At 74.5% G+C, this 22,233-nt stretch carries 16 protein-coding genes; 6 read left to right on the forward strand and 10 right to left on the reverse strand.

Features of this window, described 5'->3' with window-relative positions; genetic code table 11:
* Positions 1-54: 54 nt before the first annotated feature.
* Complete coding sequence (locus FH969_RS00860) at positions 55-663, forward strand: helix-turn-helix domain-containing protein (RefSeq protein ID WP_139985448.1); 609 nt, start codon at positions 55-57, stop codon at positions 661-663.
* Here FH969_RS00860 and FH969_RS00865 read toward each other — a convergent pair.
* Positions 576-1,391 (reverse strand): DUF1028 domain-containing protein, encoded by an 816-nt coding sequence (locus tag FH969_RS00865; RefSeq protein ID WP_108719588.1) that lies wholly within the window; start codon positions 1,389-1,391, stop codon positions 576-578. The genes FH969_RS00860 and FH969_RS00865 overlap by 88 nt on opposite strands.
* 119 nt (positions 1,392-1,510) lie before the next feature.
* On the opposite strand from FH969_RS00865, the gene FH969_RS00870 reads away from it, so the two are divergent.
* From FH969_RS00870 to FH969_RS00885, 4 genes are all read left to right on the forward strand, one after another.
* On the forward strand, positions 1,511-3,082 hold the full coding sequence (locus FH969_RS00870) for an ABC transporter substrate-binding protein (RefSeq protein ID WP_108719587.1): 1,572 nt from the start codon (positions 1,511-1,513) through the stop codon (positions 3,080-3,082).
* Between the two features lie 97 nt (positions 3,083-3,179).
* A complete protein-coding gene (locus tag FH969_RS00875) occupies positions 3,180-4,148 on the forward strand; it encodes an ABC transporter permease (protein ID WP_234417543.1) in 969 nt (322 codons plus the stop codon).
* On the forward strand, positions 4,145-5,098 hold the full coding sequence (locus FH969_RS00880; RefSeq protein WP_108719586.1) for an ABC transporter permease: 954 nt from the start codon (positions 4,145-4,147) through the stop codon (positions 5,096-5,098). Before FH969_RS00875 ends, FH969_RS00880 begins: the two co-directional genes overlap by 4 nt.
* On the forward strand, positions 5,095-6,723 hold the full coding sequence (locus tag FH969_RS00885; RefSeq protein WP_139985450.1) for an ABC transporter ATP-binding protein: 1,629 nt from the start codon (positions 5,095-5,097) through the stop codon (positions 6,721-6,723). The genes FH969_RS00880 and FH969_RS00885 overlap by 4 nt, the downstream gene beginning before the upstream one ends.
* 49 nt (positions 6,724-6,772) lie before the next feature.
* Here FH969_RS00885 and lysX read toward each other — a convergent pair whose 3' ends face one another.
* The 9 genes from lysX to pnuC all read right to left on the reverse strand — a co-directional run bounded on the left by lysX (position 6,773) and on the right by pnuC (position 19,249).
* Positions 6,773-10,147, reverse strand: coding sequence for a bifunctional lysylphosphatidylglycerol synthetase/lysine--tRNA ligase LysX (lysX, locus tag FH969_RS00890; protein WP_108719584.1), 3,375 nt, complete (start codon positions 10,145-10,147; stop codon positions 6,773-6,775).
* Positions 10,148-10,211: 64 nt separating this feature from the next.
* Positions 10,212-11,933: an AMP-binding protein gene (locus tag FH969_RS00895; protein WP_108719583.1), complete on the reverse strand. Its 1,722-nt coding sequence runs from the start codon at positions 11,931-11,933 to the stop codon at positions 10,212-10,214.
* Positions 11,920-12,543 (reverse strand): hypothetical protein, encoded by a 624-nt coding sequence (locus tag FH969_RS00900; RefSeq protein ID WP_139985451.1) that lies wholly within the window; start codon positions 12,541-12,543, stop codon positions 11,920-11,922. The genes FH969_RS00895 and FH969_RS00900 overlap by 14 nt, the downstream gene beginning before the upstream one ends.
* Positions 12,540-14,288, reverse strand: a complete 1,749-nt coding sequence (locus tag FH969_RS00905; protein ID WP_139985453.1) for a hypothetical protein — start codon at positions 14,286-14,288, stop codon at positions 12,540-12,542. Before FH969_RS00905 ends, FH969_RS00900 begins: the two co-directional genes overlap by 4 nt.
* A complete protein-coding gene (locus tag FH969_RS00910; protein WP_139985455.1) occupies positions 14,285-15,550 on the reverse strand; it encodes a hypothetical protein in 1,266 nt (421 codons plus the stop codon). Before FH969_RS00910 ends, FH969_RS00905 begins: the two co-directional genes overlap by 4 nt.
* 1 nt (position 15,551) lies before the next feature.
* Positions 15,552-17,147 (reverse strand): AAA family ATPase, encoded by a 1,596-nt coding sequence (locus FH969_RS00915; RefSeq protein ID WP_246071623.1) that lies wholly within the window; start codon positions 17,145-17,147, stop codon positions 15,552-15,554.
* A gap of 86 nt (positions 17,148-17,233) precedes the next feature.
* On the reverse strand, positions 17,234-17,371 hold the full coding sequence (locus tag FH969_RS15045) for a hypothetical protein (protein ID WP_180359607.1): 138 nt from the start codon (positions 17,369-17,371) through the stop codon (positions 17,234-17,236).
* Between the two features lie 178 nt (positions 17,372-17,549).
* Entirely contained in the window at positions 17,550-18,611 is a 1,062-nt protein-coding gene (locus FH969_RS00920; protein ID WP_139985457.1) for an AAA family ATPase, read from the reverse strand.
* A complete protein-coding gene (gene pnuC / locus FH969_RS00925; protein WP_139985459.1) occupies positions 18,608-19,249 on the reverse strand; it encodes a nicotinamide riboside transporter PnuC in 642 nt (213 codons plus the stop codon). Before pnuC ends, FH969_RS00920 begins: the two co-directional genes overlap by 4 nt.
* A gap of 68 nt (positions 19,250-19,317) precedes the next feature.
* Here pnuC and valS point away from each other — a divergent pair, with 68 nt between their 5' ends.
* Positions 19,318-22,116, forward strand: a complete 2,799-nt coding sequence (gene valS / locus FH969_RS00930; protein WP_139985461.1) for a valine--tRNA ligase — start codon at positions 19,318-19,320, stop codon at positions 22,114-22,116.
* Positions 22,117-22,233 lie beyond the last annotated feature (117 nt).

Below are 22,233 nucleotides of genomic sequence, written 5' to 3' on the forward strand. Positions count from 1 at the left end.
ACCGGCGTGCCCGACGGCGCCCCTCGAGTCGCTGCCCTGGCTAGGCTCCCCATCATGAGCGGACAGCCCACGTCGCCCGAGCGCGTCGAGGATGAGGACGCCTCGCTCGTCGTCATCGGTCACACCGTGCGCGTGGAGCGCAAGCGCCGCGGCTGGTCCGTGGCCAGCCTCAGCGAGCGCGCGGGCGTGAGCTTCGGCCTGCTTTCGGGCCTGGAGCGCGGACAGGGCAACCCCAGCTATCGCGCGCTGCACCGCATCGCGGCCGCCCTGGAGATCCCCACGACGAAGCTGCTCACCGCCGACAGCGCCACCGACCTCGTGGTCCGCGCCGGAACCGGACGGCTGCTGCCGGTGGAACCCGCCGCCCCCGCGCACCAGCGCGTGCGCCGCGAGCTGCTCACCCCGCACCAGCAGACGACCCTGCAGCTCATCCGCTCGACCATCCCGCCCGGCTTCAGCAACGAGCACAGCCCGTTCCGCCACCTCGGCACCGAGGTCGTCACCGTGGAGTCGGGCCGGCTTCTCGTGGTGCACGGCGAGCGCCGCGCCACGCTCGAGGTCGGCGACAGCGCGACCTACGGCTGCTCCACGCCCCACTGGTGGGCGAACGAGTCCGACGGCGTCACGGTGGTCCTCGGCGCGGTCACCCCGTTCGAGGGCTGAGCCAGGTCGCGCTCGCGCAGCGCGAGAAGGCGCGCGAGCGCGCCGAGGGGATCCTCGCCGTCGTCCACGCGCAGGTCGAGGACGAGCTGGGGCGGGGCGATCGACACCGGCTGCACGCGCGCGACGAGCAGCGCCGCGGACTGCCGGCCGCGGCGGTCGCCCCCGACGCGCTCCCCCGCGCGCAGCGCGTCCAGCAGTCGCCGGCCGAGCGCGGCGGCCGCGGGGTCGTCGGCGTCGGGCGCGCCGACCGTCATCCCGTCCGGATGGACGGCCACGCCCGGGGCGGGCACCGCGGCGTCGGTCGCGACCCGCACTGGCGGCCGCGGGCGGTGGAACGCCTCGACCATCGCGTCGAGCACGTCCGGTCCCGCCAGCAGGTTCCCGACGGCGAGCCACCCCTCTCCCGTGCGGTGGCCCGCCCAGGGGGTCGTCTCGGCACCGGTGAACACGCCGACCGAGCCGTCGAGACCGACGGCGCCGACCTGACGGAAACGTGCGCCGCCGTCGCGAGCGACGGCGAGATCGACCGCCGCCGGCGCCCCGACGCCCGCGCGCAACCTCTCGAGCACGAGCGCGCGCAGCACGCGGTTGGTCCAGGCCTGGCTCACGACGACGCCGGCAGCGGGGTCGAGCCCGGGCACGCCGGCGCCGACGGCGAGCGACCGGGAGGCCGTGGCCACGCCGAGCACACCGAGGGTCCGGTCGAGCGCGAGGAACGAGAACGTCATGCCCGCCCTTCCTCATCATGTGACGAGTTGGTTACGAGGTGCGCCGAGACCTTGCCTCGCCTCCACGATCGTGTCACATTCTGATCAAACAATCATCTGACCGATGGTGGGAGCCCGACATGATGCGACGAATCCTCACGGCGACGGGTGCGGTGGCTGCGGTCCTCGCGCTGGCGGCGTGCTCCGGTGGCGGTGACGCCGTGGACATCGACGGCTCGGCCGATGCGACCGCGGCCGAGGGCGGTGGCAGCGACGGCGGCAGCGGCGGCAGTGATGACGTCTTGATCGCCGCGATCGGCGGCGAGCCGGACCAGCTCGACCCGCACAAGTCCTCGGCGTACTTCACGTTCGAGGTGCTGGAGAACGTCTACGACACGCTCGTCGAGCCCGACGACGACCTGAAGATGCAGCCCGCGCTCGCCGAGTCCTGGGACCTGTCCGAGGACCAGCTGACGTGGACGTTCCACCTGCGCGACGGCGTGACGTTCCAGGACGGCTCGCCGTTCACGTCGGCCGACGTCGTGTACTCCTACAACCGGATCATCGACGAGGACCTCTCGCCCGCGTGGCGGTTCTCCGCCGTCGAGAGCGTCGAGGCGCCCGACGACGACACGGTCGTCATCACGGTGAGCCAGCCGACGCCGAACCTGCTCTCGAGCCTCGGCTCCTACAAGGGCCTGGCGATCGTCAAGGAGGACAACGTCACCTCGGGCGACATCACGACGGCGCCCATCGGGACGGGCCCGTTCAGCCTCACCGAGTACGTGAGCGGCGACCACATCACGCTCGAGGCCAACCCCGACTACTGGGGCGGTGCACCGAAGATCGGCGGGGTCCGCTTCACGTTCATCTCCGAGCCGGCCACGGCGCTCGCGGCGCTGCGCAGCGGCGAGATCGACTGGACCGACACCATCCCGCCGCAGCAGGTCGAGACCCTCGAGGGCGACGCGGACGTGACGTTGGGCGTGGGCCCGAGCAACGACTACTGGTACCTCGCGCTCAACCAGCACCGCGAGCCGTGGAACGACGTTCGGGTGCGCCAGGCGGTCGCGTACGCGATCGACCGGGACTCGATCCTGCAGGCGACGAGCTACGGCACGGCCGTGGCCAACCAGCTCGCGATCCCCGAGACGTCCGGCTGGTTCACCGCGTACGACACCTACAGCTACGACCCCGACAAGGCCCGGGAGCTGCTCGCCGAGGCCGGCGTCACCTCGGCGACCATCGACATGCTCGCGACCTCGGACTACCCCGAGACCTCGACGGCGTCGCAGATCATCGCGGCCAACCTCGCCGACGTCGGCATCACGATGAACATCCGCACCCCCGACTTCGCGACGTGGCTCGACGAGCAGAACACCGGCAACTTCGACATGCTCATGATGAGCTGGATCGGGAACCTCGACCCGGACGACTTCTACTACAGCCAGCACCACTCCGGCGGCGGCTCGAACGCGCAGGGCTACTCCAACCCCGAGGTCGACGCACTCCTCGACGCCGGCCGCACCGAGACCGACGAGGCTGCACGCAAGGACATCTACGCCCAGGCCGCCACGAAGATCGCCGACGACGCGAGCTACATCTACCTTTACAACCCCGCCGTCATCCAGGCCTGGAGCCCCGACCTGGTCGACTACGTGGCGCGCGGCGACAAGGCGATCCGGTTCCGCGGCGTGTCGTTCGCGCAGTGAGCGTGAGCGAGGTGTCCTGACGATCACCGCCGGGCGCGTGTCCCGCGGGCCGACCGGCCCGTGGGACACGCAACCGGCTCGAGCACCCGGGAGCGCCGTGCCCGCCTTCCTCGCCCACCCCGTGGCACGCTTCCTCGCGCGCCGCGTCGTCTACTCCGCGATCGTGCTGCTCGGTGTCATGGTCGTGACGTTCTCGATCGTCCACCTCGTGCCGGGCGACCCGGTGCGGATCGCGCTCGGCACCCGGTACACCGAGGAGGCCTACACCGCCCTGCGCGCCGCGTCGGGTCTGGACCGCCCGCTCCCGGCGCAGTTCGTCTCCTACGTCGGGAGTGCGCTGACCGGCGACCTCGGGGTGAGCTTCCGCACCGGCCAGCCGGTCGCGGTCAGCCTCGCCGACCGGCTGCCGGCGACGGCGTCGCTCGCCGTCGTCGGTCTCGTCATCGCCCTCGTCATCGCGCTACCCCTGGGCATCTGGGCGGCCCTGCACGAAGGGCGCGTGTCCGACGCCGTGATCCGCGTCGGCAGCCAGCTCGGCGTCTCGGTCCCGGACTTCTGGCTCGGCATCCTGCTCATCACGCTGTTCGCCGCCACGCTCGGCTGGCTGCCCTCCAGCGGGTACACGCCGTTCCTCGAGGACCCCGGCGGGTGGCTCAGCCACGTGCTGCTGCCCGGGCTCACGGTCGGGCTCGTGGCGGGCGCGATCATGACCCGCTACATCCGGGCCGCGGTGCTCGAGGTGGTCTCCATGTCGTACGTGCGCACCGCGCGCTCGAAGGGCCTCCCACCGCGGATCGTCACGCTGCGCCACATCCTGCGCAACGCCCTCGTCCCGGTGCTCACGATCGCGGGCATCCAGCTCGCGACCATCCTCGGCGGCGTCATCGTGGTCGAGGTGGTCTTCGCGTGGCCCGGGCTCGGCCGCCTCGTCTACGACGCCGTGGCCGCGCGCGACTACCCGCTGATCCAGGGCGCGGTGCTCCTCATCGCGGCGATGTTCCTCCTGGTGAACCTCGTCGTCGACGTGCTCTACGCCGCCATCGACCCGAGGATCCGGCTCTCATGACGCTCGTCGACCCCTCCCTGCCCGACCCGCTCCCGCACGAGCCGGGCGTCGCCGAACCCGCCGACGGCGCCCCGGTGCCCCCCGAGCCCGCCGGCCGCCTGTCCGCGGTGCGGCTCCTGGCGACCAACCCCGTGACGGTCGCGGCCGCCGTCGTGCTCGTCGTCGTCGTGGTGCTCGCCGTGCTCGGCCGATGGATCGCGCCGTACGGCGAGAACGAGGTCGACGTCGTCAACGCGCTGCAGCCGCCGTCGGGCGCCCACTGGTTCGGGACCGACGAGCTCGGGCGGGACGTGCTCTCCCGGGTGGTCCTCGCCACCGGGGTCTCGCTGCAGGTGGCCCTCGTGTCGGTGACGTTCGCGTTCGTCGTCGGGGTGACGGTCGGCATCGTCTCGGGCTTCACCCGCGGCTGGCTCGACACCGTGCTCATGCGCCTCGTCGACGTGATGTTCGCCTTCCCCGTGCTGCTGCTCGCCCTGGCGATCGTGGCGGTGCTGGGGCCCGGGCTGCTGACGACCATGCTCGCGATCGGCGTCGTCTACACCCCGATCTTCGCCCGGGTGGCGCGCGCCTCGACGCTCTCGGTCGCCGTCGAGCCCTACGTGCAGGCCTCGCGCACGATGGGCACGCCGTCGTGGTTCACCCTCGGCCGGCACGTCCTGCCCAACATCTCCGGGCCCCTCATCGTCCAGACCTCGCTCTCGCTGGCCTTCGCGATCCTGTCCGAGGCGGCGCTGTCCTTCCTCGGGCTCGGCGTGCAGCCGCCGTCGCCGTCGTGGGGCCGCATGCTGTCCGAGGCCCAGGGGTTCCTCGGCCAGGCGTGGTGGATGAGCGTGTTCCCGGGCCTGGCGATCTTCGTCACCGCGCTCGCGTTCAACCTGCTCGGCGACGGGATGCGCGACGTGCTCGACCCCAAGCAGCGCACCGTCATCGAGGCGAGGAGGAAGCGATGAGCCCCGAGACCGCCGACGGCCCCGTCATCGAGGTCACCGACCTGCGGGTGGCGATCGGCCGCCGCGAGATCGTGCACGGCGTCTCGTTCGCGCTGCACCGCGGGCAGACGCTCGGCCTGGTCGGGGAGTCCGGGTCGGGCAAGTCGATGACCGTGCTCGCGGCGACCGGGCTCCTGGACGCCCCCGCCTCGCGCGTGACCGGGTCGAGCGTGCTGCGCGGAGCCGGCACCACGCAGCTGGTCGGCGCCTCCCCGCGCACGCTGCGCGCGGTGCACGGCAACGAGATCGGGTTCGTCTTCCAGGACCCGTCCACGTCGCTCAACCCGCTGCTCACGCTCGGCCGGCAGATCACCGAGCCGCTCGAGGTGCACCGCCACCTGACCCGGCGCGCCGCGCGCAGCCGCGCGCTCGAGCTGCTCACCGCCGTCGGGATCCCCGACCCCGAGACGCGGCTGGACGGCTACCCGCACCAGCTCTCGGGCGGCCAGCGCCAGCGCGTCATGATCGCCGTGGCGCTCGCCTGCGACCCCCTGATGCTCGTGGCCGACGAGCCGACCACGGCGCTCGACGTCACGACGCAGGCCCAGATCATCGAGCTGGTCCGGGACCTGCAGGAGCGCACCGGCACCGCCGTCGTCTGGATCAGTCACGACCTCGGGGTGATCGGCCAGGTCGCCGACGACGTCGTCGTGCTGCGCGAGGGCGCGGCCGTCGAGCAGGCGCCGATCCTCGACGTCGTGGACCGCCCCCGGCACCCGTACACCCGCGAGCTGCTCGCCGCACGCCCCGTGCTCGGCCACCCCGGCCCCGCGCCGGCGGACGCCGACACGCCGGTCCTCCTGCGGGCCGAGGAGCTCGACGTGCACTTCCCCGTGACGACGCCCACGGGCCGCTCGACGGTGCACGCCGTGGACCACGTCTCCTTCGCCGTGCGGCGCGGCTGCACACTCGGCATCGTCGGGGAGTCCGGCTCGGGCAAGTCGACGATCGCCAACGTGCTCACCGGTCTCGTCCGTGCATCGTCCGGCTCCGTGCACCTCGAGGACACCGACGTGCTCGCGGCGCGCGGATCAGCGCTGCGCGCGCTGCGCCGGCGCATCGCGATGGTGTTCCAGGACCCGTTCTCCTCGCTCGACCCGCGGGTCCGGGTGGACGGCGCGATCGGCGAGCCCCTGCGCGTGCACCGCCTCGCGGCGCGGCACGGCGGGCGTGACGCCCGGGTGCGCGAGCTCCTCGACCTCGTGGGCCTGCCCGAGGCGTTCGCGTCGCGCTACCCGCACGAGCTCTCCGGCGGGCAGCGCCAGCGCGTCTCGATCGCCCGCGCCCTCGCGCTCGACCCCGAGGTCGTCATCCTGGACGAGTCGACGGCGTCGCTCGACGTCTCGATCCAGGCCAAGGTGCTCGACCTGCTCGCGGACCTGCAGCGCGAGCTGGGGCTGACCTACCTGTTCATCGCGCACGACCTCGCGGTGGTGCAGCAGATGAGCCACGACGTCCTCGTCATGCAGCACGGCCGGACGGTCGAGCAGCGCCCGGCCGCCGCGCTCTTCGAGGCGCCCGAGGCGGACTACACGCGCCGGCTGCTCGCGGCGATCCCGCCCGCACGCCCGCGCGTGGCCGGCTGAGCCCGCGGCGTCGTCCACTCGGCGACGACGGACGACGGCGAACCCCGCGTCAGGTGCGGCTCTGCGGCTTCGTGAACGGGAACGTCAGGGTCTCCCGGATCGTCGCGCCCACGACGAACATGTAGCACCGGTCGACGCCCAGCCCGAGTCCGCCCGTGGGCGGCAGCCCGAACTCGAGCGCGGAGAGGAACTCCTCGTCGATCTCCATCGCCTCGGGGTCACCCAGCGCCGCGAGCATCGACTGCCGGGTGAGCCGGTCCCGCTGGTCCACGGGGTTGACGAGCTCGGAGTACGCGGTGCCGAGCTCGGAGCCGAACGCCACGAGGTCCCAGCGCTCGGCGAGGCGCGGGTCGGTGCGGTGCTCGCGGGTCAGCGGCGAGGTCTCCTTGGGGAAGTCGGTGTAGAAGGTCGGGAACGTGGTCTGGCCCTCGACCAGCTCGTCGTACAGCTCGGCGACGAGCAGGCCGTGCGTCTCGTCGGGGCCGAACGCGATGTCGTGGAGCTCGCACAGCTCGCGCACCCGCTCGATCGGCGTGTCCGGCGTGACCTCCTCGCCGACCGCGCGGGAGACGGCCTCGTGGCACGTCACCACGGGCCACTCGACGTCGAGGTCGATCTCCGAGCCGTCCGGCGCGATCGCGATCGGCCGCCCGTGCACCGCGACGGCCGCGGCGATGATGACCTCGCGGGTGAGGTGGCGCATCACGGTGTAGTCCGCGTACGCCTGGTAAGCCTCGAGCGAGGTGAACTCGGGGTTGTGCTTGTAGTCCACGCCCTCGTTGCGGAAGTTCCGGCCGATCTCGAACACGCGCTGGAAACCGCCCACCGCGAGCCGCTTGAGGAACAGCTCGGGCGCGATGCGCAGGTAGAGGTCCATGTCGTAGGCGTTGATGTGGGTGAGGAACGGCCGTGCGTTGGCGCCACCGTGCACCGTCTGCAGGATCGGCGTCTCCACCTCGAGGTAGTCGTGCGCCGCGAACACGTCGCGCATCGCCCGCACGGCGACGGACCGCCCCACCAGCAACCGGGTGGGCGCCGCGTTGAGCGCGAGGTCCACGTGGCGCAGCCGGGCCTTGGAGTCGGCGTCGACGAGGCCGCGGAACTTGTCCGGCGGCGGGGTCAGCGCCTTGGACGCCATGGTCCACGCGCTGGCGTGCAGCGAGAGCTCCCCCGTCCGGCTGCGGGTGACGTCCCCCGTGACGGAGATCGTGTCGGCGAGGTCGACGGTGCGGCGGAAGAGGTCCGGCCGGGACTCCGCGCGGTCGGCGGTGACGATGACCTGAAGCTCGCGGGAGTTCTCGCGGAGCACGGCGAACACCACCCCGCCGAGGTCGCGCAGCCGCACCACGCGGCCCGCGACCGACACGTGCTGCCCCAGCAGCTCCTCGGTCACCTCGCCCACCTGGTGCGTGCGCGGGACGCCGACCGGGTAGGGCTCCATGCCCGCGGCGCGCAACGTCTCGAGCTTGTCCACGCGCGCCCGCTGCTGGTCGGTGAGGCGCCGGGCGGGCGGGTCCGGCATGCGCAGCCGGGACTCCTGCTCGAGCACGGCCGCGACCACCTCGCGGCTCATCGACCGGTTCAGCTCGGGCGCCCGGTCCCGCCGGCGCGTCCAGCTGGGCCCCTCGGGGACGAAGCCCTCGGCACGCCCGTACGCGATGAGTGCCGCGGTGCGCTGGCTGACCGTCCCCGTCGCGAGGTAGCGCGTGAGCCACTGCGGGTCGTACTTCTGGTTGGACTTGTAGAGCGAGTCCAGCTGCCACCAGCGCGACCCGAGGAGCAGCACGCGTCGCTGCAGCCGGGCTCCGAACGAGGCGCCGACGCGCTCGCCCTGCTCGAACACGCCGCGCAGCATCGCGAAGTTGAGCGAGATCTTCTCGACGCCGAGCGCCCGGCCGCGGGTGGCGAGCTGGGACACCATGAGCTCGGTGACCCCGTTCACCGCCTCGGGCGAGCGCCGCATCACGTCCAGCGAGACTCCCGTGCGGCCCCACGGCACGAAGCCGAGCACGCCGCGCAGCCGCCCCTCGGCGTCGTAGGCGGACACGATGAGCTGGCGCGGGTCACGCGGGTCGCCGAACCGCGACAGCGACATCGAGTAGCCGCGCTCCTCCCCGTGCCGCCACTCCTCCGCCTCGTGCACGAGCTGTGCCAGGTCCTCGGGGTCGATCTCCGCGGCGCGAGAGATCCGCACGGTGTAGCCCTCACGATGCGGCTTCGCGATCGCGTGCCGCACGGGCGCGAGGGCGGGCGCGTCGAGCGAGAACGTCCGCGTGTCGATCACCGACTCGTCCCCGAGCACCACCACGCTCATGCCGAGCTTGGCGTAGGCCCGGGCACCGCGCTCGCTGAGCGCGGTGGCGGCGGGCACCCACCCGTACCGACGCACGCGGTCCAGCCAGTGCGCGATGGCGTCGTCCCAGTGCTGCGGGTCCCCGATCGGGTCGCCCGCCGCGAGCGCCACGCTGCCGACCACGCGGTAGGAGACGGCGGCCTCTCCGTTCGCGGAGTACGCCTCGGACCGGTCGTCGCGGGTCGCGAAGTATGCCAGGGAGTCCTCGCTCGGGTACTGCAGGAGCAGGCGCCGCGTGTGCAGCTCGTCCTCGAGGTCCTCGGTCGCGTTGCGGGAGCGCCCGCGCAGGAACACCACGATCGCGGCGATGAGGGCCAGCGTCGAGATGACGCTGGCCACGAGAACCAACCAGTGCGGGCCGTGCGCGTCGGTCGCGAACGGCGGTTCGTGCGGCGACGTCCCGGTCGCCACGGACAACGCCCAGTTCACCCGGTCCGCGGTGTCGTCGCTCGTGTCGTCCATCACGTCGAGCAGGAGGTAGGAGACGAGGACGGACACGGCCAGGCCGGCCAGCAGCACGAGCACGGCACGCCACCAGGCACCGGGTCGGACCCGGGCCACGAACGCGCGGCGCGCCGAGATCAGGATCACCGCCACGACCGTCGCGAACACCGCGCTCGCGATGGCGACCGTGGTCGAGCCCGTGTCGGCCGTGTCGTCGAGCACCGAGCCGCCGATGCCGAGGCCGATGGCGACCACCGCGCCGACGACCGCGGTCGGCACGACCCACACGAGCACGATGAACCAGAGCGCCGCCCGCAGTCGGCGCATCACCGCGCCGGCGATGACCGCCGTCAGCACCACGGAGAACAGCGTGGGGTGCGGCAGCGAGACGAACCCGAGGGTCATGTCGATCGCGCGAGTGAGGCGGGGCGCCGCGGGCCGCAGGAGGAACGACACGAGCATGACCAGGCTCGCGACGACGAGGACGCGTCCGGTCCAGACCGCGACGCCCTCGGCCCACGGGCTCGGCGGTGCCGCGAGACGGTTCTCGTTCTTCGTGGCGCGAGGCTCGGGGTGGGGGTCGGCGGCCCCGTCCGCGTGCGGCGCGCCGACGTCCGTCTGGGTCATGGATCCTCCGTCCCGATGTCGGGCAGGCCGATCGTACGGGTGAACCCCCCTGCCACGCGCGCGTTCACACCGCCCGGTCCGCGGCCGAGAACCGCCGCGGCTTGCCCGGCGGGAACGCGGCCACGGTCGGCGCGAGGGTGAGCTCGACGTCGCGCCCCAGCCAGTCCGCGACGGCGTCGCGCGCCTCCTCCGCACCCGCTCGGCCCACGCCGGGGCTGGGCAGCGCGAGCAGCGTCAGGCCGCCGTCGGCGTCCTGGTGGAGGTGCCACGCGAGCAGCCCGCACGCCTGCAGCAGCTGGGTCGCCTCGACGGACGGCCGCTGCCGGCCCGCCGCGTCGCGGTACAGGACGACGTGGCGACCCTCGAGCGCGACCAGCAGCACGCCGTCGGACCCGCGGCGCAGGGCCGCGGTGTCCCCGGTCCGGTAGCGCAGCAGCGGGAGGTAGGGGTTCTCCTCGACCGTCACCACGACCTCGCCGCGTACGCCGTCGGGGACGGGCCGGCCGGCCTCGTCGACCACCTCGACGTGCACCCGGCGCGGCAGCACGCGGTGCACGCCCTCGCGCGCCTCGTCCGGTCCGGCCCACGCGACGAGGCCGACCTCGCGCAGGCCGTACACGTCCACGACGGGTGCGCCCCACCGGTCCAGGACGAGGTCGCGCGCGGCAGGCGTGAGGTGGGTGGCGCCGTTGACCACGGCCAGCGGCCGCACGGCGAGCCCCCGCTCGGCGAGCGCGAGCAGGGTGAGGAGCGGGAGGGTCGACGTGGACACGACCTGGGGGTCGTGCCGGGCGAGCCAGGCGTCCCGGTCCGACGCCGACGCCCACGCCCGCGGGTCCAGGTTCACGCGGGCCATGAGCGGCGGCGAGGCGAGGCCGACTCCACCCGCGGCGGCGGACGAGCCCGGGAACGCCTGCATGAGCGAGGCGTACGTGAAGGCGCGCTCCTGGTCCACCAGCAGCGCCAGCGCGAGCCGGTCCGGCTCCGCGCGCCACGGCACGCCCACGCGCTCGACGAGCGCGTGCAGCGCGAGGAGGTCGGCCGCGACCGGCACGGGGTGCAGCGGGACGTGGATCGCGGCGCCGACCGAGCCCGAGCTCGACCCCTCGAGCACGCGGTCCAGGGGCACGTCGATCGGCACGTACGACGCCACGTCGCGCACCAGGTCCTCCCGCGAGACGAGCGGGAGGTCGCGCAACGCGCTCGACGGCCCCGTCAGCCCGGCGCGCTCGGACGCGCGGTAGCGGGGCACGACGGCGTGCGCGCGCTCCACGAGGGCGCGCACCCAGGCGGGTTCGCCGTCGGGCGTCGGCGCACCGCCCGAGTGCCGCTCGCCGTCGGGCGTCGTGCTGGTCGGGCCGTCGGGCGGGCCCGTCGTGGCGCCCGGTGCGAGCGAGCCGATCAGCGCGGCCTCGTCCCGGCGTGCGAGGGCCGCGAGGTCGGCGGCGGTGAGCCGGTCCCCCGTGCGGTGCGTCCAGCGCGGCGCCCCGGGCTCGGCGAGGAGCGCGGTCAGGTGCGCCCGGTCGCCGTCGCCCGCCCCGGGCCAGCGCTCGTCGTCGGTGAGGGCGATCGAGCCCATCGCCTCGTACTCCGCGGCGAGCTGGGCGAGCGCTCCCGTGGCGGGCCGTGCCTCGGCCCCGCCCCTGCCCGTCGTTCCGGGAGCCCTGTCCTCCCCATCGCTCGGGCCGCTCGTGCCCACCGGTCCGCGCGCGTCGCTCGCGCCGCCCGGGTCGCTCGCCTCGTGCGCCTCACCGGCGCGGGGAGCCGAGGCGTCAGTAGTTCGCATACTGCGCCGCCGCCTCTCGCGCCCGCTTCTCGGCGAGTGCGCGAGCGAGCTCCTCCGCCCGTGCCCGCTCGAGCGCCACGTCGCGGGCGACGACGCGCTGGTAGCGCGTGCTCGCCGTCGCCCAGGCGTCGGCCGACACGGCCGCGCTCTCCCCGGCCGGCTGCAAACCGCCGATCGCGAGGAAGGCGCGCGTCAGCTCCTCCGCGCCGTCGGTGCGCCACGCGGCGGCCGGACGCAGGCCCTCGAGCTCACCCGCGAGCTGGGTGAGCACCTGCACCGCCCAGGGTGCGGCGTCCTCGGCCGCCGCGCGGAGGGCGTCGCGCACCCCGGCGGTGCGCGCGAGCTGGCGGCCGAGCGCCACGACGGCGCGCCGGTCCGCGGGCGCTGGCGCACCCACGAGGGTGTCGAGGTGGCGCAGCCAGTCGGCGGGCAGCGGTGCGCCACCCAGCTCGACCGCGAGGTCGGCGACCAGCGCGGGCACGTCGGTCTGCGGGGCGAGCAGGTCGACGGGCGCGTCCGCGAGCGCCCGCCGCAGCTCGGCCAGCGACGGCCCGGGTACACGAGGCCCGGGCCGGACGGCCTGCGGGATCGCCCCGGAGCGCCGACTCATCGCGCCCTCCCCCACCAGCGCCGCGCAAAGTCGGCCGCGAACGGGACCAGGTCGTCGGCGGAGCTGACGACGTACCGGTCGAACGGCGCGACGTCGGGCGCGACGCGCACCGAGGAGACGTTGAGCACGGCGGACCCGCCGCCGCCCGCGGCCTCCAGCGCACGCGCCGCGATGCCGACGTCCTCGCCCTGGCGCGGGAACATCGTGCTCACCCCGGCGTCGGACACGACCGCGACGTGCACCGGCCCGGTCGGGCGGCGATCGACGCCGTCGAGGTAGGTGCGCCGCAGCACGTGGAGCGGGAACGACGTGCCGCCGCCGTAGTGCGTCATGAGGGCCATCATCGCCTCGTCGGGCCGGCGCACGAAGCCGGGCGTGCTCGCCACCTGACCCGGACCGCTCCAGATCGTGACGCGCACGCTCGCCCCCGCACGCAGCGCCGACAGCGCCAGCACCGCGCCGGCGAGGACCACGGGCGCGAGCGCGCGGGTCGGGTCGGGCATCGAGCCGGAGCTGTCCAGGAACAGGTCGAGGTGCACCGGCTCGTCGGCGTGCTGCGTCGAGGTGTCCTCGTCCATGACCCGCCGCCGGGTCGTGACGCCGGGGAGCACGACCGGGGAGGCGAGCACGGTCGCGGACCAGTCGATGTCGCCGATCTCCTCGCCGGGCTGCCACGGCTCGAGCGCCCCCAGCAGCGGCTCGCTCGCCCGGGCGGTGGGCCGCGCCGGGAACCGGACGAGGTACGGCGCCGCGTGCTCGCGGTACAACGTGGCGGCGACCGTGCGCGGGTCCGCCGCCATCCCGAGCGCCCGCATGGTCTCGGCGAGGTCGGCGGGGGTCGCCCCGTCCCGCGAGCTGCCGACGATGCCGTGCTCGGCGGCCTGCGGGGGCGGCTGCCCGCCCTGGCTCGTGCCGGTGCCGTCCCCGGCCACGTCGGTCTCGAGATCCCCGACCACCGCCGGGTCGAGCGCGGGATGCCTCACGGGGCCGGTGAGCCGGGGATCGGTCGCGATGCCGGCCGGGACGCCGTCGACGCGGGTGACGTCGGAGCAGCCGACCGGGCGCACCGAGGCCAGGTCCTCCCCCAGGTAGGTGCGCACGAGCGCAGCGAAGCCCGCGGCCCCGCCCACGGGGTCGGTCCGGTAGGCGCGCACGAGGCGGGAGAGCAGCAGCGCGTACGCCTCGCGGTCGGCCCGGCCGGACCCGCTCCGCGGTGTGAGGTCACCCGCGGGCAGGCGCCACAGCAGCTCGTCGGCGCGCAGTATCAGATCCATGAGCGGCTCGGGCGCTCCCGGGCCGTCGGGTCGGCGCAGCGCGCGCCACACCGCGGCCATGGACGCGCCGCCGGTGCGCTCGAGCCGGTCGTTGATGAGCATGTCCTGCCAGAGGTTCGCCACGGTGGCCACGAGGTCGGGCTGGTCGATCAGCCCGAGCCGGGTGCGGTGCGCGACGGCGACCCGGGTGCGCGCGTCGCCCGGCGCGAGGACGTGGTGGCCGATCTCGTGCCCGAGGACCGCGACGGCGTGGTCCTGCAGGCCGAACCGCTCGACCTGCACGAGGTCGACGTGCACCCGCACCGCCGCGCCGTCGAACCACGCGAACGACCTCGCCGGGTGGCGCGTGGCGCGCACGTGCAGGACCGGGTCGGCCACGCGCGTGGTCGTGCCCCACGCCCTCAGCGCATCGGGCCAGCTCGCGAGCCATCGCGCAGCCAGGGCGGCCCGTCGCTCCTCGGCGCGGCTCACGCGGGTCGCCGCACGGGGCGCACGACGTCGAGCACGTAGGAGTGCCGCCGGCTCACCAGGAGCACCTCGCCCTGGGCGGCGAGGCCCGTGATCGCGTCGTCCCAGGGCACGCTGCCCACGACGAGTCCGCGCAGGTCGACGTCGGCTGTGTCCGCTGTGTCGGCAGCGCCGGCGGCGTCGGCAGCGCCGGCGGCGTCGCCGCCACCCTCGCGGTCGGCGCCGGACGCGGGGACGAGCTCGGCGCCGAGCGCGTCGCCGAGCACGGTCCAGCGGGTGCCGTCGGCGGTGTCGCGCACGACCCACGCCGCGGGGTGGGGACCGGCGGGCGCCCAGGCCGCTTGGACGACCTGCGGGAGCCCGAGGCAGCGACCACCGTCGCCGCGGAACGTCGGGATCCGGGCGAGCACGCCGTGCTCGGGTGCGCCAGGCCACCACCAGGGGTCGGTCGCGGCGCGCGTCAGCACGCCGGGCACCCGGTCGGCCGGGACGCCCAGCGCGGCCTCGGCCACCGGCCCGGGCAGCGCGCCCGCGGCGTCGAGCGCCGCCGCCCGCAGTCGCACCGCGCCCGACCGCCACGCGCACACCGCGATCGCCTCCCGTGCGCGCTCGCCGGGGTCGGGCAGCCCCGCGAGGCGGTCCGCCCAGGCCCGGGCGGTGGGCGTGGGGGCCAGCACCTCCGCGGCCGCGACGAGGTCGCGCAGGCGGGCGGCCGACGCGCCGCCGACGGCGTGCCACCAGTCCAGCCGCGGGCCCACCTCGCGGACGGCCCACCGTGCCGCAGAACCCTCGCGCCACCGGGCCTGCCCGGCGAGGCGCAGCGCGAGCGTCACGACGGCGACGGCGAGCGCCGCGGCCTGGTCGGTGGCGTCACCGCCGGCCGACGCGCCCGCGGGGCCCGGGGTGCCGGGGACGCCCGAGGTTCCCGACGTGCCCGAGGAGCCGGCCACGGGCCGTTCCCCCGGCGCGCCCGCGGCACGCGTCGCACCGGCCACGACCGACTCCCACGGCTCGAGGTCGGCGACGACCTCGGCGGGATCGCGCACGCCGGCGGCGTGCGCGAAGGCGAGCGCCGCGTCCACCTCGTCGGCGCGGGTGCGCAGCGCCCGCGCGAACGCGGGCATCCGCTCGGCGAGCGAGGGAGGCCGACCACCCGACCCGGGCGACGCCGTCGTGCCTCCCGACCCCGTCGTACGGCCCAGCGGTGGCGACGTCACCGGCTGCGCGGTGCTCGGCGTCGGCTGCGCGGCGCTCGGCGTCGGCACCTCAGCGCACCTCGAGCCAGCGCAGGTAGGAGGAGTAGCGCTGGTGTGCGTACTTGAGCGCGAGCGCGTCGTCCACGACGTGGCCGTGCGGCTTCGTCGCGTGCGCCCACGCCCGCAGGATGCCCTCGATGCGCGACAGGCGACGGCGGACCTCCTCGGCCGGGACGCCGTCGAGCCCGCGGTCGAGCGTCGCGAGGATCTCCCCGACGGGGTCGATGTCGTCGAGCGACTCACGCTCGTACTCGCGGCACGCCGTCGCGAACAGGTCCCGGATCCAGGAGACGCGGTCGGTGCGCAGGGCGGCTCGACCCTCCTCCTCGAACGCGACGGCGTCCAGGTCGGGCTGGAGCTTGTCGTGCAGCACGAACGGCAGCACGGCGGCGACGTCCTCGACGCTCACCTCGGCGTTGCCGCGGAAGAACGCCATCGCCTTGGCGTAGACGACGAGCGACTGCAGCGCGCGCACCGACAGACCGGTCAGCGTCTGCATGCCGATGTCGGCGTACGGGTCGCGCGCGCCGCCGGAGGCCAGGAGGTCGTGCACGTCCACCGCGGCCAGGCGCGCGGTGTCCTTCGTGCGGTACTCCACCTGCCACCCCGCCTCGGGGAGCACCTCGAGCTGGGAGGCGAAGTACTCCAGCCGACGGCGCACCGGCCTCGGGAGCGGAACGGCCAGGACGGCGCGGTGCAGCGCGTCGTGCTCGGCGTGGGAGAAGATCACCGACTCCGGGACGGCGGCCTCCGGGTGGCGCCCGGTCTCGAGCCGCTCGACGAGGTCGCCGAGGAAGCGCGGGTTGAACGAGAGCGCCCGGACGACGACGTCGATGCGGTCACGCAGCGCGTCCACCACCTGGTACGTGCCGCCCCCGGCGTCGTCGTTGGCCGTGAGGTACCACGCGGCGGGCGGCGTCTCGTAGAGCTGGTCGAAGACCTCGACGTAGGAGTCCGCGAGCACGGTGAGCAGGGCGGACTGCGTGCGGGTGGGGATCCGGTTGTACTCGTCGACGATCTTCACCCGCATGCCGAGCCACGTGCGCCAGGCGACGTCGATCTCCGCCAGCGACTCCGCGGCGACGAGGTCGCGCGGCAGCGGCGTGCCGAACATGTCCTGCACGGTCAGCTGCGGGTGACCGTGCTGCACCGCGCGGCGCACCTCCTGCAGCGAGTAGCCCGCGAGCAGGCCCATGAGCAGCGCCGAGGAGGTCTTGCCGCGCCCCGGTCCGCCCACGAGCAGGCACCGGCCGCGGACCGCGAACGTGAGCAGCGGAAGCAGCACGAACGAGGAGTAGGACTGATCGCTCGGCAGCGTGACGCGCAGGCCCGAGTCGCCGATCGGCAGGTCGAGCCCGGGCCGGGTGGGGTCGGTGAACTCCACGTCGTAGTGCGGGGAGATGATCGCGTGGTTGACCATCCAGAAGTAGGCCTGACGCAGCTTCTCGTCGAGCCCCTCGACCGTGTCCGCCTCGGCGCCGTCGCCGAACAGCTCGGCGAGCGTCATCGCGTGCGCGGGCGCGGCCGCGGCATCCCCCTCGGCCACGGGTCGACCCGCTCCCGGGCGGGTCGGGGCGGACGGGACGTGGCCGTGGTCGTCGTTCACGCCGTCAGTCTGCCTGCTCGGTCCCCGGCCCGGCGCCCGGGCCGGCGTCCCGGGCCGGCCCGCGGCGCCGCCCCGACGCGCGCGCGTCAGTTCTTCTCCTCGGTCTCTCCGTTCGTGCCGTAGAAGCCCTTGCCCTCGACCGTCTCGCCGTCGGTGGCGGGCGGCTGGGTGGCCTCGTCGTCGTCGCCTGCGGGCTGCTGCGGCTGCGCGTTCTTGATGCGCATGGTGGGTCGTCCTCTCGTGCTGCCGGCCGCCCGGTGCGGCGGCGGGTCGGTGCTCCCAGCATCCTCCCAGGGACCGACATCCGGAACGCCCCTCGCGTGTCGACGTTCGAACCGCACCCGCCGCAGCACCGCACGGCGACGCAACCCGCCGCTGCCCCCGACCGGGACCGTCCGGCGGCTACGCCCCTGCTCCCGCCACTGCGGCGAAGTCCTCCCCGCCCACCTGCGGCAACGGGTCCGCGAGCGCGCGAGGGGTGGCCAGGAGCGGCTCGACGAGCGCGACGGCCGCCGCGAGCCGCTCCCCCGGGTCGCCGCGCAGCTCCACCCACGCCACCCCGCTCACCTGGAGCACCTCACGGAACCGCGCCTGCATCGCGTGCCGGATGTGCTCGCCGTCGCGCAGCCCGTCCTGCACGAACGGGATCTCGTCGCCGGTCAGGAGGTAGAGGTCCGGCCGGCGCGGCTCGGCGAGCGCGAGGACCGACGGCGAGGGGCCGCCCACGTAGCGCTCGTGCCACAGCGCGGTGGCGAGCGCGTCGGTGTCGGCGACGACGAGCGGGACCGGCGTGCGCCGGGCGGCGTCCTCCTCGAGTCGCGCCTGCTCGCGGGCGATGAGGTCGAACTCCGCGGAGTGCCACGGCGTCGCCAGGCCGCCGGGGCGGATCTCGCTCCAGGTCCGGCCGTACTCGGGCACCGGCGGGGTGCCGAAGTGCTCCTGGAGCGCGAGCGCCAGCGTGGTGGTGCCCGTCGACTCGGCGCCCGTCACGACCACGCGGCGTGCGTACCAGGCGCGCACCGCGGGCGGCAGGGCCCACCACCAGCGCGCGGGATCGGCGCGCACGGCGCGGCCGCTCACGGGGGTGCCGAGCCGACCCGGGTCGACCCGCAGCCACGTCGCACCGAACCGGCGGGCGAGCTCCTCGCCGTAGGCGTCGGACGTCACGACGGCGTCGACGGGGGCGTCGAGCAGGTCCCGCATCACCTGGACGTGCGCCTGCCACGCCGCTTCGCTCGTGTAGTCGACCGGGTGGTCGTCGCGGCCGACCACGACGTGCGCCGTCGGGCACTCCTCGCGCAGCCACGCGGCACGCAGCTCGCCGTCGAGACTCTCCACGTTCGAGACGTGCACCTGGACCGTGACCCGGTCGCACTGCGCGAGGGCGGCGCGGATGAGGGCGAGGTGGCCGACGTGCAGCGGGTAGAACTTGCCGATCACAAGACCGTGGGCGAACTGTCTCACGCGCGCGCCTCGGCGGCTGCGAACCGCCCGCCCGGGTCGCGGGCGCTCGCTCCCGTCCGCGCGGCCTGCCGCCAGCCGACCCAGCCGGAGACGGCGATCCCCGTGAACACCACGTAGAGCGCCGCCGTGAGCCACAGCCCGACGCTCGCGTACAGCCCGACGAGCGCGACGTCGGTGGCCACCCACACCGGCCACGAACCGACCCACCGCCGGTTGAGGAACACCTGCGCGAGCAGGCTCGACGCCGTGGTCACCGCATCCCACACGGGCTGCGTCGAGGCCCCCGTGCTGCGCAGCAGAAGCACGAGCCCCACGGCGACGGCGAGCGCCGCCGGGATCCCGACCCACCACGCGAGGCGAGGCGCCGGACGGACGGGGACCTCGCCGTCGTGCGCCCCTCCGTTCGCTGGGGCGCGGTTCCGGGCGCGCGCCCAGTCGACCCAGCCCGCGACGCCGAGCGCGAGGAACACGATCTGGAGCGCAGCGTTGGCGTAGATGCCGGTGCGCGCGAACAGCACGAGGAAGAGCGTGGAGTTGACGATCCCGACCGGGAAGTTCCACACGGCGCGGCGGGCAGCGAGCAGGACGCACGCCAGACCCGAGACGAAGCCGGCGATCTCCCACCACGTGAACGGCACGCGGGCCACCGTATCCGTGGACAGGACTGCGCTCGGTACGTGAGCGGCGTTCTGGGATGATGGGCACCATGACCGACGCCACCCCGGGCACACCGCTGCCCGCCGCCGCCCTGCCCGACGACGCGCCCACGGGCACCGTCGTCGTACCGGACAAGGTGGGCGTGGAAGGTCTCGAGGACCGCTGGGCTGCGGCCTGGGAGGCCGACCAGTTGCACGCGTTCGACCGCACCGCCACCCGTGAGCAGGTGTTCTCGATCGACACCCCGCCGCCCACGGCGTCCGGCAGCCTGCACATCGGCCACGTCTTCTCCTACACGCACACCGACGTCGTGGCGCGGTTCCAGCGCATGCGCGGCGCCAAGGTGTTCTACCCGATGGGCTGGGACGACAACGGCCTGCCCACCGAGCGGCGCGTGCAGAACTACTTCGGGGTGCGGTGCGACCCGTCGCTGCCGTTCGAGGGCGAGGACTTCGTGCCCCCGCACGCGGGCGGCGCCGCGAGCGTCAAGGCCGCGGACCAGGTGCCCGTCTCCCGGCGCACGTTCGTGCGCCTGTGCGAGCAGCTCACCGCCGAGGACGAGAAGCAGTTCGAGGCGCTGTGGCGCCACCTGGGCCTGTCCGTGGACTGGAACCACCAGTACCAGACCATCGGTGAGACCGCGCGCCGGACGGCGCAGACCGCGTTCCTGCGCAACCTCGCCCGCGGCGAGGCCTACCAGGCGCAGGCGCCGGGCCTGTGGGATGTGACGTTCCAGACGGCCGTGGCGCAGGCCGAGCTCGAGGCCCGCGACTACCCCGGGCACTACCACTCCCTCGCCTTCCACCGGTCCGACGCCGACGGTGCGGCAGGCCTGCCCGATGGCGAGCGCGACGTGGTCATCGAGACCACCCGCCCGGAGCTGCTCGCGGCGTGCGTCGCGCTCGTGGCCCACCCCGACGACGAGCGCTACCAGCACCTGTTCGGCACGACGGTGACGACGCCGGTGTTCGGCGTCGAGGTGCCCGTGCTGCCGCACGAGGCCGCCGAGGCCGACAAGGGCTCGGGCATCGCGATGTGCTGCACGTTCGGCGACCTCACCGACGTGCAGTGGTGGCGCGAGCTCAACCTGCCCACGCGCTCGGTCGTGCAGCGCGACGGCCGCCTCGTGCGCGAGGTGCCGGACTGGATCACGACCCCCGCGGGCATCGACGCGTTCGCCGAGATCGCCGGCAAGACGACGTTCTCGGCGCGCGCCGCCGTCGTGGACCGCCTGCGCGAGACCGGTGAGATGCTGGGCGAGCCGCGCGCCACGCAGCGCAAGGCGAACTTCTTCGAGAAGGGCGACAAGCCGCTCGAGATCGTCACGTCCAGGCAGTGGTACATCCGCAACGGCGGGCGCGAGTGGCAGCTCCCGGACGGGACGATCCGCGATCTGCGCAAGGAGCTGCTCGCTCGCGGCGACGAGCTCGACTTCCACCCCGACTTCATGCGTGTGCGCTACGCGAACTGGGTCGGCGGCCTCAACGGCGACTGGCTCATCTCGCGTCAGCGGTTCTTCGGCGTGCCCATCCCGGTCTGGTACCCGGTCGACGCCGACGGCGAGCCGGACTACGACCACCCGCTCGTGCCGGCCGAGTCCGCGCTGCCGATCGACCCGTCCGCCGACGTGCCGCAGGGCTACACCGCCGACCAGCGCGGCGTGCCGGGCGGGTTCGTGGGCGACCCCGACATCATGGACACCTGGGCGACGAGCTCCCTGACGCCGCAGATCGCGGGCGGCTGGCTGAGCGACCCGGACCTCTTCGAGCGGGTGTTCCCGATGGACGTGCGCCCCCAGGGCCAGGACATCATCCGGACCTGGTTGTTCTCCACCGTGGTGCGCAGCCACCTCGAGCACGGCGGCCTGCCGTGGCGGCACGCCGCGATCTCCGGCTGGATCCTCGACCCGGACCGCAAGAAGATGAGCAAGTCCAAGGGCAACGTCGTGACGCCCATGGACCTGCTGGTCGAGCACGGGTCCGACGCCGTGCGGTACTGGGCGGCCTCGGCCCGCCTGGGCACGGACGCCGCGTTCGAGATCGGCCAGATGAAGATCGGCAGGCGCCTCGCGATCAAGGTCCTCAACGCGAGCAAGTTCGCGCTCACCACGGCGCCCGACGCCGAGGTGGTCCTCGACCCGTCCGCCGTCACCGAGCCCATCGACCGCGCGCTGCTGGCCGACCTCGCCGACGTGGTGGACGCCGCGACCGCCGCGTTCGCGGACTTCGACCACGCCCGCGCCCTCGAGCTGACCGAGTCCTTCTTCTGGACGTTCTGCGACGACTACCTCGAGCTGGTCAAGGACCGCGCGTACGGCCGGGGCGCGACGGCGGACGACGGCTCGGTCGACGACCTCACCCCCGAGGCGGTCGCCTCGGCCCGGGCGACCCTGTGGCTCGCGCTCGACGTGCTGCTGCGCCTGTTCGCGCCGTTCCTGCCGTTCGCGACGGCGGAGGTGTGGTCGTGGTGGCGGCGCGGCTCGGTGCACGCCGCGTCGTGGCCGACGAGCGAGGCGCTGCGTGCGGCATCCGGGTCCGAGGGCTCGGCGGACGACGGCGAGCTCGCCCTGCGCGGTCTCGTCGCCACGGCCGGGGCCGCGCTCTCCGCGCTGCGCAAGGTCAAGAGCGAGGCGAAGGCATCCCAGCGCACACCGCTGCTCGCCGTCGTGCTCCTGGCGACGCCCGAGGCCGCGGACCAGGTCTCGCTCGTCGAGGGCGACCTGCGCGCGGCCGGCAAGGTGACGGGCGCGCTCACGATCGAGGTCGGTGCGCCGCAGGCCACCGACGGTGAGGCGCTGAGCGTGGTCGTGACGTCGGCGGAGCTCGGCGAGGCCGCACCCCGCGGCTGACGCCCGGGCCCGGTCCGTACGGACGCAAGCACGCCGACCCGGCTGCGCGTGTACCCGCCCCGGCACGCGGCCGCGCGGTGCGCCGAGTCGCCGTTGTGCGCCCCCGCCCGCGACAAT

Origin of the sequence: Miniimonas arenae (assembly GCF_006351005.1) — a bacterium.
Lineage (GTDB): Bacteria > Actinomycetota > Actinomycetes > Actinomycetales > Beutenbergiaceae > Miniimonas > Miniimonas arenae.

Excerpts from the sequence above, each read along its gene's own strand:
- FH969_RS00860 (WP_139985448.1), top strand. The coding sequence starts at position 55 with ATGAGCGGACAGCCCACGTCGCCCGAGCGCGTCGAGGATGAGGACGCC.
- FH969_RS00865 (WP_108719588.1), bottom strand. The coding sequence starts at position 1,391 with ATGACGTTCTCGTTCCTCGCGCTCGACCGGACCCTCGGTGTGCTCGGC.
- FH969_RS00870 (WP_108719587.1), top strand. The coding sequence starts at position 1,511 with ATGATGCGACGAATCCTCACGGCGACGGGTGCGGTGGCTGCGGTCCTC.
- FH969_RS00880 (WP_108719586.1), top strand. The coding sequence starts at position 4,145 with ATGACGCTCGTCGACCCCTCCCTGCCCGACCCGCTCCCGCACGAGCCG.
- FH969_RS00885 (WP_139985450.1), top strand. The coding sequence starts at position 5,095 with ATGAGCCCCGAGACCGCCGACGGCCCCGTCATCGAGGTCACCGACCTG.
- lysX (WP_108719584.1), bottom strand. The coding sequence starts at position 10,147 with ATGACCCAGACGGACGTCGGCGCGCCGCACGCGGACGGGGCCGCCGAC.
- FH969_RS00895 (WP_108719583.1), bottom strand. The coding sequence starts at position 11,933 with ATGCGAACTACTGACGCCTCGGCTCCCCGCGCCGGTGAGGCGCACGAG.
- FH969_RS00900 (WP_139985451.1), bottom strand. The coding sequence starts at position 12,543 with ATGAGTCGGCGCTCCGGGGCGATCCCGCAGGCCGTCCGGCCCGGGCCT.
- FH969_RS15045 (WP_180359607.1), bottom strand. The coding sequence starts at position 17,371 with ATGCGCATCAAGAACGCGCAGCCGCAGCAGCCCGCAGGCGACGACGAC.
- valS (WP_139985461.1), top strand. The coding sequence starts at position 19,318 with ATGACCGACGCCACCCCGGGCACACCGCTGCCCGCCGCCGCCCTGCCC.